General features: G+C 31.7%; 16 protein-coding genes. 9 read left to right on the top strand and 7 right to left on the bottom strand.

What is annotated here, in order from left to right; genetic code table 11:
• The 4 genes from ES044_RS19075 to ES044_RS17210 form a co-directional block, all read left to right on the top strand.
• The coding region (locus ES044_RS19075) for a hypothetical protein (protein ID WP_223269086.1) at positions 1-196 on the top strand (196 nt) is incomplete at its 5' end.
• A 134-nt stretch (positions 197-330) separates the two neighbouring features.
• Positions 331-510, top strand: a complete 180-nt coding sequence (locus ES044_RS17220; RefSeq protein ID WP_223269264.1) for a T9SS type B sorting domain-containing protein — start codon at positions 331-333, stop codon at positions 508-510.
• A gap of 5 nt (positions 511-515) precedes the next feature.
• Complete coding sequence (locus ES044_RS17215; RefSeq protein ID WP_147120540.1) at positions 516-1106, top strand: carboxymuconolactone decarboxylase family protein; 591 nt, start codon at positions 516-518, stop codon at positions 1104-1106.
• A 55-nt stretch (positions 1107-1161) separates the two neighbouring features.
• Positions 1162-2712 carry a M20/M25/M40 family metallo-hydrolase gene (locus tag ES044_RS17210; protein WP_189663335.1) on the top strand — a complete coding sequence of 517 codons (1551 nt, stop codon included), beginning with the start codon at positions 1162-1164 and terminating at the stop codon, positions 2710-2712.
• Between the two features lie 119 nt (positions 2713-2831).
• Here ES044_RS17210 and ES044_RS17205 read toward each other — a convergent pair whose 3' ends face one another.
• From ES044_RS17205 to ES044_RS17185, 5 genes are all read right to left on the bottom strand, one after another.
• Positions 2832-4553, bottom strand: a complete 1722-nt coding sequence (locus tag ES044_RS17205; RefSeq protein WP_147120539.1) for a M28 family peptidase — start codon at positions 4551-4553, stop codon at positions 2832-2834.
• Between the two features lie 12 nt (positions 4554-4565).
• Positions 4566-5138: a uracil-DNA glycosylase family protein gene (locus ES044_RS17200; protein ID WP_147120538.1), complete on the bottom strand. Its 573-nt coding sequence runs from the start codon at positions 5136-5138 to the stop codon at positions 4566-4568.
• A gap of 2 nt (positions 5139-5140) precedes the next feature.
• On the bottom strand, positions 5141-6334 hold the full coding sequence (locus tag ES044_RS17195; RefSeq protein ID WP_147120537.1) for an ATP-binding protein: 1194 nt from the start codon (positions 6332-6334) through the stop codon (positions 5141-5143).
• A 172-nt stretch (positions 6335-6506) separates the two neighbouring features.
• Positions 6507-7262 carry a DUF4886 domain-containing protein gene (locus ES044_RS17190; protein ID WP_147120536.1) on the bottom strand — a complete coding sequence of 252 codons (756 nt, stop codon included), beginning with the start codon at positions 7260-7262 and terminating at the stop codon, positions 6507-6509.
• Positions 7263-7267: 5 nt separating this feature from the next.
• The gene (locus tag ES044_RS17185; RefSeq protein WP_147120535.1) at positions 7268-7609 is read right to left on the bottom strand and encodes a HopJ type III effector protein; all 342 of its coding nucleotides are present in this window, start codon (positions 7607-7609) and stop codon (positions 7268-7270) included.
• A 143-nt stretch (positions 7610-7752) separates the two neighbouring features.
• On the opposite strand from ES044_RS17185, the gene ES044_RS17180 reads away from it, so the two are divergent.
• The 5 genes from ES044_RS17180 (at position 7753) to ES044_RS17160 (ending at position 10024) form a co-directional block, all read left to right on the top strand.
• Complete coding sequence (locus tag ES044_RS17180) at positions 7753-8271, top strand: RNA polymerase sigma factor (RefSeq protein WP_147120534.1); 519 nt, start codon at positions 7753-7755, stop codon at positions 8269-8271.
• A complete protein-coding gene (locus tag ES044_RS17175) occupies positions 8249-8680 on the top strand; it encodes a hypothetical protein (RefSeq protein WP_147120533.1) in 432 nt (143 codons plus the stop codon). The genes ES044_RS17180 and ES044_RS17175 overlap by 23 nt, the downstream gene beginning before the upstream one ends.
• A 28-nt stretch (positions 8681-8708) precedes the next feature.
• Positions 8709-9212, top strand: coding sequence for a hypothetical protein (locus ES044_RS17170; protein ID WP_147120532.1), 504 nt, complete (start codon positions 8709-8711; stop codon positions 9210-9212).
• Positions 9213-9419: 207 nt separating this feature from the next.
• Positions 9420-9830 (top strand): hypothetical protein, encoded by a 411-nt coding sequence (locus tag ES044_RS17165; RefSeq protein ID WP_147120531.1) that lies wholly within the window; start codon positions 9420-9422, stop codon positions 9828-9830.
• Positions 9830-10024, top strand: coding sequence for a helix-turn-helix transcriptional regulator (locus ES044_RS17160; RefSeq protein WP_147120530.1), 195 nt, complete (start codon positions 9830-9832; stop codon positions 10022-10024). The genes ES044_RS17165 and ES044_RS17160 overlap by 1 nt, the downstream gene beginning before the upstream one ends.
• 153 nt (positions 10025-10177) lie before the next feature.
• On the opposite strand, the gene rsmI is transcribed toward ES044_RS17160, so the two are convergent.
• Together rsmI and ES044_RS17150 are read right to left on the bottom strand one after the other, a co-directional pair.
• Positions 10178-10849, bottom strand: a complete 672-nt coding sequence (rsmI, locus tag ES044_RS17155; RefSeq protein WP_147120529.1) for a 16S rRNA (cytidine(1402)-2'-O)-methyltransferase — start codon at positions 10847-10849, stop codon at positions 10178-10180.
• Between the two features lie 219 nt (positions 10850-11068).
• Positions 11069-11359, bottom strand: a complete 291-nt coding sequence (locus ES044_RS17150; protein ID WP_147120528.1) for a GIY-YIG nuclease family protein — start codon at positions 11357-11359, stop codon at positions 11069-11071.
• Between the last annotated feature and the right edge of the window lie 942 nt (positions 11360-12301).

Genomic DNA, 12301 nt, shown 5'->3' with positions numbered 1-12301 from the left:
TAAGGCAGAATGTCTTGAAGTAAGATTACATCAAAGGCTCATCGCATTACTTATTGCTATTCTTACCATTGTGGAAGAACTATTTCCCGAGGTAGATTCTCGAAAAATGATGACTAGGATGATAGCTGATTCTGATTATTTTCACAGGATCAAAAGAATTTTTGAGCCAGATCCTAACTTAAAACTAACCGAATAGTAGCTTGAAAAGTCAGTTTTGGAACAAAAGCAATAAACTTGTAATGATCAAGTGTTTAACTTACTTAAAGTCACTCAAAAAAAAATCTAAATCTCAATGTTCTTACGTTCTTTGGAGGTGCGAAACTTGAGGTTTTGATTTACAATAGATTTGGCACTTTACTTTTTAGATTAGATGAAAATAGTGAAGGTTGGAACGGAATTTATCAAGGAAAAATATTGCCTTCTACAAGTTATTGGTTTAAAGTAATTTTAACAGATATAAACGGCTTTTCAATAGAAAAAACAGGAAGTTTTAGTTTAATAAGAAAATAAAAAACATGGCATTAGTAACTCCGCTTTCAGCAGAACACGATTTAGAAACCAAAGAATTGGCAGAATTTTTTAATGAAACCTTGGGGTTTTGTCCAAATTCGGTTTTAACAATGCAAAGGAGACCTGCTATTTCTAAAGCCTTTATCAACTTAAACAAAGCTGTAATGGCAAATGAAGGACGCGTAACTTCTGCCTTAAAAAGAATGATTGCTTGGGTTTCTAGCAATGCAGCAGGTTGCAGATATTGTCAGGCCCACGCCATTAGAGCTGCCGAGCGTTATGGAGCAGAACAAGAGCAATTAGATAATATTTGGGAGTATAGAACACATAGTGCTTTTTCTGATGCAGAAAGAGCAGCGTTAGATTTTTCTTTAGCAGCTTCTATGGTGCCAAATGCTGTGGATGAAAATATCAAAGAAGAATTATATACATATTGGAACGAAGGCGAAATTGTAGAAATGCTAGGTGTAATTTCTCTTTTTGGGTATTTAAATAGATGGAACGATTCTATGGGAACAACGCTAGAAAAAGACGCCATAGATAGTGGCAACCAATTTTTAGGAAAACATGGTTTTGAAGTTGGTAAACACCTCTAGAGAAATCATTCAGTAATAAGCTTTTAATATATAAATAATTACTAAAATGAACATTATGAAACATCGCATTAGAATTACACTTTTCTTTCTTTTATCATCATTTATATTCATGGCTCAAGAAAAAGATGCCATTATAGAAGGCATTATTAAAGAAGCCAATGAAAACTCACAACTAGAAAAATTAGGTCATGAATTGATGGACGTTATTGGACCTAGATTGGTGGGTACGCCACAAATGAAGCAAGCCAATGATTGGGCGGTTGCAAAATATAATTCTTGGGGAATTTCTGCAAGAAATGAAAAGTGGGGAGAATGGCGCGGATGGGAACGTGGCATTACTCATATCGATATGGTATACCCTAGAATTCAGTCTTTAAAAGGTACGCAATTGGCTTGGAGTGCTGCTACTTCAGATACAGGAGTAAAAGCTGAATTGGTTGTTTTACCAACCGTAGAAAATGAAGCTGAATTTAAAAAATGGTTGGCAACAATTAAAGGAAAGCTTGTAATGATTTCCATGAAACAACCCACAGGAAGACCTGATTATAATTGGGAAGAATTTGCTACGGAAGAATCTTTTACAAAAATGAAAAAGGACCGAGATGCGCAAACAAAAGCATGGAGAGAAAACATGAGTAATACAGGATATACTTCTCGTTCTATTATTGCTGCTTTAGAAGAAGCTGGTGCAGTAGGCATTGTAGCATCAAGCTGGTCTAAAGGTTTTGGGGTTAATAAAATTTTTAGCTCAAGAACTAAAAAAATTCCGACTGTAGATTTAGAATTAGAAGATTACGGAATGTTATACAGAATGGTAGAATATGGCGATAAACCTCAAATTCATATCGTTGCAAAATCTAAAGAACTAGGCAAAGTGCCCACTTTTAATACGATTGCAGAAATTAAAGGAACAGAAAAGCCAGACGAATATGTAATTCTTTCTGCTCATTTTGATTCTTGGGATGGAGGAACAGGCGCAACCGATAACGGAACAGGAACGTTAGTAATGATGGAAGCGTTGCGTATTTTAAAGAAAATGTATCCGAATCCTAAACGTACTATTTTAGTAGGCCTTTGGGGAAGCGAAGAACAAGGTTTAAATGGTTCTAGAGCTTTTGTAGAAGACCATCCAGAGATTGTGAAGAACATGCAAGCATTGTTTAATCAAGATAACGGAACGGGAAGAGTTGTGAATATTTCTGGTCAAGGATTTTTACATTCTTATGATTATTTAGGAAGATGGCTTGCTGCCGTGCCAAAAGATATTACCAAACACATAGAAACTACTTTTCCTGGAAACCCAAGTGGTGGAGGTTCTGATTATGCCGCTTTTGTTGCAGCAGGTGCTCCCGGATTTAGTTTGAGTTCTATAAGTTGGTCTTATTGGAATTACACTTGGCACACTAACAGAGATACTTATGATAAAATTGTGTTCGATGATGTTAGAAATAATGCTATTTTAACGGCAATTTTAGCATATATGGCAAGTGAAGATCCAGAAAGAACGTCTAGAGAACAAATTGTTTTACCCGTAAACTCAAGAACAGGAGAACAACAAACATGGCCAACACCAAGATCACCAGACAGATCAGGTGGTTTAGATTAAAAAGTTGTATTTAATTTAAAATAAGTAGCTTAAAAACAGCGTCATTGCGAGGAACGAAGCAATCTCTAAATTATTCATTTACAGATTGTTTTATCGATTTTGCAATGATGTTTTTTTTATTATTTTTTTTGAAGTTCTTGTATAATGTTTGATGAGATTGAATCCATTAATTGTTGTGCCTTTTCAATTTCTTTGTTGACACCTTTCTCATCAGAAACTAAGTCTAAAGTGCTTGCAAAAGATTTTTTGTACCAATCTTTCCAAGCAGTAATAATCTCGATTTGTGTTGCTAACGAATCTCCTTTATTGATAGCTATTTTACTCTGTTTCAATTCTTCATTCAATCGATGTACAGCAGCTTTTTCTACATCAATAATAATCGATTTTGCAGTTTTTTCATCCGCATTTAACAAAGTATACGCTGCAATTAATGAAGTGGTTCCTACATTTTTTAAAGTCGTTTTAGAAACCTTGTCGATTCTATCATTATCTGTATGATAAAACTGGTCTGTAAAATGCCAAAATAAAACACTTGGTATATTTTTTCTTAAAAACGGAACGTGATCGCTTCCTCCTTTAAACGGATTTGTTGCTACCACCCAATTGGCTCTTTTTCCTTGTGCTTTAAATTTATCAATTAAAAAGTCATTTAAATAATGAGGTTTCATTTGGTCTAAACGCATTTTAGAACCGCCCCATTCTGTGTGTTTGTCGTTTCCTCGTGTCCAGATTGCGCTAGGGTCGGGCATTTTTTCAATTAAGAAGGTTCCGCCTGTTTTTTCAGTGTCTTCCCCCACCATGTCAAGAGAAATTCCCCATTTAATGTTTTTGGCTCTAATAGCATCTTCTTGTACATATCTTTTTGTAGAGATCATTTCATCGCCCCATAAAAACGTTAAGGTTCTTTTTGGTTGATATTGTTTTTGTTGGATAAATTTTGCAGTTAATGAAGCCATCTCAAGCGCAACACCAACTCCGGTTGCATTGTCATTTGCACCAGGTTCTTGCACATGTGCACTAAAAACCAAGCGTTCGTTTGGAAGTTGATTTCCTCTAATATTGGCAACAATGGTCAATTCTTCGGATGGATAAATATTGGTTTCAATCTTTACATGTAAGATTGTTTTACCTTTTTCTAAAGATTTTTTTAAACGTTCTTTTGCGGCAAAAGACATCGCAATTGCCCAAGGTTTATGGATAGAATCATGAGGAATTGAGCGAAATTGAATAGAAGTTGTATTTTTTTCTGGTTGTAAATAATCAGGATTGTTATAGGTCATAATTCCTGCTGCTTTGCCAGTAACAATAGCGGCTTTAAAGATGCCAGATGGACTTGTTTCTGCAAAAACTATTTTGCCTTTTACATCAATTTTACCAATATTTGTGATGTCTTTGATGTAGATAACTTCCGCTACAACTCCTTCTTTTGGCGTGCTGTAAGAATTTAAAGCAATCATGTTTCTGTTGGAAGAATGTGTTAAGAGAGGTTCTTCTTTTTTGCCTTCAATTTCTACACTTGCATTTACAGATTCCCAAGTTGGTTCTTTAAGCGGACGCTTTTCTATTCGATAGGTTAGAATATCTTTTTCGGAAGCGTTTTCCTCTAAAATATACCCTGCTTTTTCTAATTCTTCGGCAATTTTATAAATAGTATTATTAAAGCCAGTATTCCCGACAACTCGCCAATATTTTTCAACAAAAGAAGTCGTTTCAAACGCTAAATCGCCTGTAAATTCTTGATTGATGATAGCTGAATAAGTATCCGAAGAAAGTTTTATTTTTTTTTCATTTTTACAATAGATGCATAAAAGTAATAGTAAAAGGATTGATTTTTTGAACATGATTGGCTTTTTTTATGGAATAATATGTTTAATTATTTTTTGTAATTCAGGAATTACATCTTTCTCAAACCAAGGGTTTTTCTGCATCCAAAAACGATTTCTAGGAGAAGGGTGAGGTAAAACAAAAAATTCAGGCAAATAGTTTTGATAATTTTTTACTTTCGTTGTTAGGTTTTCTTTTTTGTGATTCGGCAAATAGTAATTTTGAGAATAGCCACCAATTAAAATCTTTAATTGCACATTTTCAAACTTTTTCATTACAGATGAGTGCCATAAAGGAGCGCATTCTTTTCGTGGAGGCTTATCGCCTGTTTTTCCTTTTCCGGGATAACAAAAACCTAAAGGAAAAATTGCAAAGTTATCAGGATTGTAAAATTCATCCATCGTTACGTTTAACCAATTTCTTAAAATTTTTCCACTAGGATCTTCCCAAGCGATATTTTTTTCATGAGCAATTCTTCCTGGTGCTTGACTGATTAATAAAATTTTAGAGTTTTCTGTGAATGAGACAATGGGTTTTGCACCCAAATCTAAATGAGGTTCGCAAATTGTACAGTTTTTTATTTCAGAGATTAGTTTTTTCATTTTTAATACATAAATCCAAATACAAATAGCGGAATTATATTTAACCCACCAACTTCCATATCATCTCTAACTACAAAACTGTTTTCAATACCTTTAATTTGTTTTGTGGGTTTATTTTTTCCGCCAATTTCAAACGTGTATTTTTTATTGACGATAAAATCGCCTTTTTCTGCTAAATGAATTTCGTGAATATGTTTCATCTGATTTGCAAAAAAAGTTTCTCTTAATGTGCCAATTTCTGCTTGTTTTGGTGCTAAAGCATATATTAAATTGGTGTTGTTTAAATACAATTTTTCTGGTTTTGTTAATGCGCCAATTCCCTTTGTTGGTTTGTATAATTCCATCACTAAATCTGCTCTGTTGAGTAATTTTATGGCATTTATTAAAAACACGCGAGACATTCCCAAACGCTCGCTTAATTTAGAAATATTTGGCGTAAAAGGCACACTTTGTGCAATGGCAACGAGTAATTTTTTAATTTTTCTGCTATCTTCAAATGTCATGTTTTCAATAGCACTTAAATCTGATTCTAAAATTAATTGAATCGTTTGAGTCAGTTTAATTAAGTAACTTTTTTTATTTTCTAAAAAATAAGGATAATTACCGTATTCTAAATAGTTTTTGAATTCTTTAATTGGTGTTGGTAGTTTTAAATTTATCTCTCTTGCTATTTCTTTGTGATTTTTTAAAATTTCTTCTAAAGAATATGTTGGAAGTTTAATTTGTTTTTCAAAATAAATAAATTCCCTAAAAGATAATTCTTTTAAAAAATAAGAAACGGCTCTTCTGCTTAAATCAGATTCTCCTTTGTAAATTTCTAACATAGAAGACGAGGTAAACACCGTTTTTAATTTTGGAAATTGGTCATAAATTAATTTTATTTCACGAGACCAACTTGGGTATTTATGAACTTCGTCTAAAAATAAATGAGTACCACCTTGTTGCACAAATTCTTTTGCCAAGCTAACTAATGTATTTTCTAAAAAGTATAAATCATCTAAAGAAGTGTATAAAGCAACGTCTTTAGAAGTGAGGTTGTACTTTATTTGTTGTAATAAAATAGTTGTTTTACCTGAACCTCTTGCGCCCTTTATAGCGATTAGTCTATTAGACCAATCTATTTTATTTAATAAATACCTTTTATAAGCGGAAGTATTTGCTAGTAAAATTTCGTGAAAATCAAATAAACTTTGCATAATTGTTTTTATATGTAGACAAAAATACGAAAAAACGTTCTTGTATAAAACAAAATACATAAAAAGTGTTTACGTTATAAAACAAAAATAATAAATATTGTTTATGGTAAAAAACAATAAATTTAATTTTATGATGGAACAAACTTTTTAGAATTGTTTCTATTATTTTTTATTATTGAGTTTTAAAAGGAAATTCGTCTACTATTTGTTGAAGAAAATCAGCATCTTTTTGTTGCGTAAAAATTAAAAATAGTTTTTGTCCGTTAGTATCTAATGTTGCTAGATTTCTAGGAATATTTGCGGTTATTTTTCCTGTAAAATATTTGTAGAATGCCAAACCTAAAAGATAGGTTCCGTTTGGAGAAGGATGTTTATCATCATGAAATAATTCTAAATTTGGTCTGTATTTTATGGCATTTTCAAAAAGAGGACCACAAGGAACATAATCTGAATTTGTGAGTTCACTTAACTCATTATACATTTTAACGATTGTTGGCAACATTAAAGGATTTGATTTGTATGCCCAAGTCATCATAAAAACAGGTTCAGCTCCTTTTTTTCTTACTAAATCAGCAAATTTTTCACTAAACTTTAAAAAGGTTTTTGGGGTTTTAATAGTGCTTAAACTATGATTGTTAAAAACCACAAAATCCCAAGTTTCATTCTCAATCATTTTGCGAGTTTGTGTTCCTTTTTCTCGTTTCCAATGGTTTTGCAACGTAGAACCTCCAACGGTTGAATGCCTAGTTTCTATGATTAAACCTTGTGTTTTTGCCATGGCAGAAACTACTTGAGGTAAATTGTTATAGTACGTAAAACTATTGCCAACAAACAGCACTTTAATTGTTTTTTTTTGGGCGCTAATTGCAATACTAAAAAATAGGATAATACTAAAAGAAATTTTAAGGATAAAAGTGGGTAGCTTCATGTGTACTATTTTAATTTTAAGGCTTTATTTTCAAAGGATAAACCGTCAAAACCTGTTTGTATAAAGCTACGAATATTTTGATGAGAACCACCATTCTTCTCTTTTAAAACAGTGCTATAATGTTCTGCAAAACAAAGCAGCGTTTCTTCTTTTGTTAATTGTTCATGGATTGCAAAGGAGAATAATTTACAAGAACCAGAATTTTCTCCTAGGTTGTTTTTGATGTTTCCGTTTGTAAAAGCTGTTGGCGTAAAGGTGTAGTTTTCATCAATTAGTTGCATTGTTTCTGCAAACGTAATTTCTGTTGGTTGTGTTTTTAGTTTGGTTTTGAGTTGCTGTATTGTCATGTTTAAATTTTACATCTAAATTAAAATAAAAAAAGGGTATTTTGCTTTCATTGTTTCTTTTTTCGAGCTTAATTTTATCAAACTAAAAATTAAAATAGATTTATTTGTTATAAGTTGATGCATTTATACGTTATATAAGTAGAATGAATAAAAACGATTTTAAAGTTACTATCTTTTCGTTATCAGACCGCTTATTTCCTTTGGTTGCACGTTTGCTTGGTGATAAAACGAAGGCAGAAGATGCGCTTCAAGAAATAATGATTAAACTTTGGGAGAAAAGAGATCAACTAGAAAAGCATCCAAACATTAAAGGGTTTGTTTTTTTAACTGCACGTAACTATTGTTTAGATATCTTAAGAAAAAAAAGAGTTTTAGTCAATGACGGAGAATTATATCTAAATCTTTTAAAAGATACACAAGGAGAAACTGAATTAGAAAACAAAGAATTAAATGAAATTATTATTGAGATTTTAAAAAACATACCCAAACAGCAGCGAGAAGTTTTTATAATGCGAGATTTAGATGGTTATGATTTTGCCGAAATAGCTACGATTATGGACATTAAAATAACACACGCTCGTGTTTTAGTATCAAGAGCAAGAAAAAAGATAAGTGAAGCATTAGAAAATACATATAGTTATGAAAGAGGAAACTATGAATAGGCTGATTGAGAAATATAAAAATGGAGAAACTTCTTTAGAGGAAGAGGAAAAACTATTTGATAATGTAAACGAAGATGAATTAGAAATAAAGGCTTTAGCTGATTTTATACATAATCATCAAATAAAGACACCTCAGAATTTGAATGAAAAATTATGGAAGTCTTTTGATGAAAAAAAAGTTAAAAAGAACAATTTTAAAATCACCTTTTTTTCTGTAGCTGCTTCAATAGTGCTTATAGTTTCTTTGTATGTTGGCAATTTAGATAGAAACAAATTAAGTAATGGCGAAAAACAAGCTTTATTAAATGAAGCAAAAAATATGTTTGTAGATGTTGAGGTACCGAAAACAGTACACCATATTATTCTCGAAAGTGATTTGATCGTTGTGTACACAAAATCAGATAAATAAACCTTATTAACAATTAAAAATATAAAAAATGAAAAAATTATTGTTTCCTATTATTATGATGCTCTTCTCAATTTCGTTGGTGCAAGCGCAAAAAACAGCAAATGAAAAAGACTTGAAAGAGAAGCTTTATGTAAAATTAAAAGACGGAGAAAAACCCACTATTTATGTAAACGGGAAAATATTCGATTTTCCGATGGATTTGATTGATCAAAGTAAAATAACATCTGTATTTGTGGTAAAAAAACAGGAAGCCTTAAAAAAATATAATGCTCCAAATGGTGTCGTTTTAATTACGACGAAAATACTCGATTCAACTGATGTTTCTGAATTGGAAATAACGGATGATGATAAAAAAATAGGGGGTAAAAATGGGCCAAAAGTAATTATTGATGGTAAAGTTTCAGGCGAAGAGGCGCTGAAAAAATTAACACCTGATAACATTGAGAAGGTGGAAGTTGTAAAAGATGAAGTAGCCATTAAGAAGTACAATGCTCCTAATGGGGTGATTATTATTACCACAAAAAAAATGTAGTGTTAACTAATTATTCTTTTTAATTTTTCGACGAATAAATGTTCATTTTAAGATACTAGCCAACTACATAAATTTTTAAAAGAATTTTATATAGTTGGTTTTTTTGTTTGATAACAGTTTCTATAATTTTAATAATAAAAAAATAAAGACGTTTATTATTATTTAAATGTAAAGTTTAATTTACATTTGTATAAAAATAATAGCATTATGAAAATTAAAATGTTACCAAATTGGTGTAAAAAGTTAGGGTTTGTTTTATTTATAAGTTTTTTTGCAATTTCGGGTTATCAAGATTTTATGCATGGATTTACTGGAACTATAAAATCAACAAAATATAATTATTTTGAAAACATATTTTCTATTTCTGTTTTACATTTGTTTGAAATTATTTCATTATTGGGAATGTTAATATATATGTTTTCTAAAGAAAAAATAGAAGACGATTATATTAATAAGTTACGACTCGAATCTTTTCAATTAACATCATTTGTTGGTTTAGGAATAACTATTATTTCTTACACAATTTCAGAAGAAATAGAATTAACGTTAGATTATTTCATAATTTTATTTCTGTGGATTTATTTAGCAACTTTTGCACTTAAGAAAAGAATTTATTAATGAAAAACCTCATAAAAGTAGAACGTGCAAGACATAGTTTAACGCAAGCAGATTTAGCTGAAAAAGTAGGTGTTTCTAGACAAACTATTTATGCCATAGAAAATAATAAATTCAATCCGTCAGTGACTTTAGCAATTAAAATGGCTCGTTTTTTTAAAGTAACAGTAGAGTATTTATTTGATATTGAAGAATAAAATAAGTTCATAGACTTCACAGGTTTTTAAAACCTGTGAGGTCTTGCTCTAAAAATGTTTGGTTGAACTTGTCGAAGTCTAATTGTTAGACCTCAAAGGTTTATATATTGAATCAAGTTCAGTTTAAAAACCTGTGAGGTCTTCATAAAACAGTTATTTCTTCCCGTCAACAATTACAACAATTTCTCCTTTTGGTGGTTTATTTGTATAATGGGCTAAAACTTCTGTGGCAGTTCCTCTAATGGTTTCTTCGAACATTTTTGTGAGTTCTCTAGAAACAGAAACTTGTCTGTCGGCGCCAAAATATTCTATAAAATGACCTAATGTTTTTATTAATTTATGCGGCGATTCATAAAAAATCATGGTTCTCGTTTCTTCTGCTAATAGTAAAAACCGTGTTTGTCGTCCTTTTTTAACAGGTAAAAAACCTTCGAAAATAAATTTATCATTTGGCAAACCAGAATTTACCAACGCAGGTACAAAAGCCGTTGCGCCGGGTAAACAATCTACTGCTATCTTATTTTCTACACAAGCTCTTGTGAGTAAAAAACCAGGATCTGATATTGCAGGAGTTCCAGCATCAGAAATTAAAGCACAAGTTTCTCCGTTTTTTATTCTATTTAAAATTCCGGTAATAGATTTGTGCTCATTATGCATGTGATGACTGTGCATTTGGGTAGCAATTTCGTAATATTTTAAAAGTTTTCCGCTTGTACGGGTGTCTTCGGCTAAAATAAAATCGACTTCTTTTAAAATCCTGATGGCTCTAAAAGTCATGTCTTCTAAATTACCAATTGGCGTAGGAACTAAATATAATTTTGACATTTTTTTTGTTTCGTATTTTAAGTTTAAATTGCTAAAGTGTTCTCGATACAATTTCGATTAAAAATCAAAATCACTCGAACTGACAGTGCGCGTCATCAGCGTCAATAAACATACTGTCATTTCGAGTGAAATTCTTTCAATTCGAGTGATTTATTCGATTAAAATTAGAATAAATTATAGTGAGAATAAGAATTTTTTATCGAGAAGTTTTCAAAATAACTACTCAAACTTCTTCTTGGCTAAATTAGGAAGTTTTTCATATTCATCATTAATTAAAGCTTCCTTTTTAGCTCTTGACCATTTTTTTATTTGCTTTTCGGAGTCAATAGCAAAGCCTGCCTCTGTAAATTCACAATAAAAAACCAATTCTGAAGGTCTTCTTTTGTAGGTGTAACTTTCTAAATGCTTTCCTTGTTGATGCTCAAAAAAACGTTTTTCAAGATTAGAGGTAAAACCTGTGTAATACGTTTTATCAGAACATTTTAAAATGTAAACATAGTAGATTTTCATGATTTTAATTTTTAATTACCAAGTTCTCGATACAATTCTGCAAAAAAGCAGAATCACTCGAACTGACAGTGCGTTCTTACTCTTAGGTATAAATACTCACATAATGTCACTTCGAGTGATCACGCTTTTTCAGCGTGATTGTATCGAGAAGCTTTTCTATAAATCTATACTATTTTTATTATTTTAAAATGTTCTCGATACAACCCCGCCCAAAAGCGGGGTCACTCGAACTGACAGTGCGCATTATCCGTTCTAATAAACATAATGTCACTTCGAGTGATCACGCTTTTTTAGCGTGATTGTATCGAGAAGCTCTCCTATAAATCTATACTATTTTTATTACTTTAAAATGTTCTCGATACAATTCCGCCCAAAAACGGGGTCACTCGAACTGACAGTGCGTTCTTACTGTTGGGCATAAATGCTCGCATAATGTCACTTCGAGTGATCACGCTTTTTTAGCGTGATTGTATCGAGAAGCTCTCCTATAAATCTATACTATTTTTATTACTTTAAAATGTTGTCGATACAACCCCGCCCAAAAGCGGGGTCACTCGAACTGACAGTGCGCATTATCCGTTCTAATAAACATACTGTCACTTCGAGTGATCACGTTTTTTTAGCGTGATTGTATCGAGAAGTTTTTCTATAAATCTATACTATTTTTATTACTTTAAAATGTTCTCGATACAACCCCGCCCAAAAGCGGGGTCACTCGAACTGACAGTGCGCATTATCCGTTCTAATAAACATACTGTCACTTCGAGTGATCACGCTTTTTCAGCGTGATTGTATCGAGAAGCTCTCCTATAAATCTATACTATTTTTATTACTTTAAAATGTTCTCGATACAACCCCGCCCAAAAGCGGGGTCACTCGAACTGACAGTGCGCATTATCCGTTCTAATAAACATACTGTCACTTCGAGTGATCACGCTTTTT

This window comes from Polaribacter sp. IC066, from assembly GCF_007997085.1.
Taxonomy (GTDB): domain Bacteria; phylum Bacteroidota; class Bacteroidia; order Flavobacteriales; family Flavobacteriaceae; genus Polaribacter.
This window is presented reverse-complemented; position numbering and strand designations above follow the sequence as displayed.

Coding starts and splice junctions, on each gene's coding strand:
- ES044_RS17215 (WP_147120540.1), top strand. CDS start 516: ATGGCATTAGTAACTCCGCTTTCAGCAGAACACGATTTAGAAACCAAA.
- ES044_RS17210 (WP_189663335.1), top strand. CDS start 1,162: ATGAAACATCGCATTAGAATTACACTTTTCTTTCTTTTATCATCATTT.
- ES044_RS17205 (WP_147120539.1), bottom strand. CDS start 4,553: ATGTTCAAAAAATCAATCCTTTTACTATTACTTTTATGCATCTATTGT.
- ES044_RS17200 (WP_147120538.1), bottom strand. CDS start 5,138: ATGAAAAAACTAATCTCTGAAATAAAAAACTGTACAATTTGCGAACCT.
- ES044_RS17195 (WP_147120537.1), bottom strand. CDS start 6,334: ATGCAAAGTTTATTTGATTTTCACGAAATTTTACTAGCAAATACTTCC.
- ES044_RS17190 (WP_147120536.1), bottom strand. CDS start 7,262: ATGAAGCTACCCACTTTTATCCTTAAAATTTCTTTTAGTATTATCCTA.
- ES044_RS17185 (WP_147120535.1), bottom strand. CDS start 7,609: ATGACAATACAGCAACTCAAAACCAAACTAAAAACACAACCAACAGAA.
- ES044_RS17180 (WP_147120534.1), top strand. CDS start 7,753: ATGAATAAAAACGATTTTAAAGTTACTATCTTTTCGTTATCAGACCGC.
- ES044_RS17175 (WP_147120533.1), top strand. CDS start 8,249: ATGAAAGAGGAAACTATGAATAGGCTGATTGAGAAATATAAAAATGGA.
- ES044_RS17170 (WP_147120532.1), top strand. CDS start 8,709: ATGAAAAAATTATTGTTTCCTATTATTATGATGCTCTTCTCAATTTCG.
- ES044_RS17165 (WP_147120531.1), top strand. CDS start 9,420: ATGAAAATTAAAATGTTACCAAATTGGTGTAAAAAGTTAGGGTTTGTT.
- ES044_RS17160 (WP_147120530.1), top strand. CDS start 9,830: ATGAAAAACCTCATAAAAGTAGAACGTGCAAGACATAGTTTAACGCAA.
- rsmI (WP_147120529.1), bottom strand. CDS start 10,849: ATGTCAAAATTATATTTAGTTCCTACGCCAATTGGTAATTTAGAAGAC.
- ES044_RS17150 (WP_147120528.1), bottom strand. CDS start 11,359: ATGAAAATCTACTATGTTTACATTTTAAAATGTTCTGATAAAACGTAT.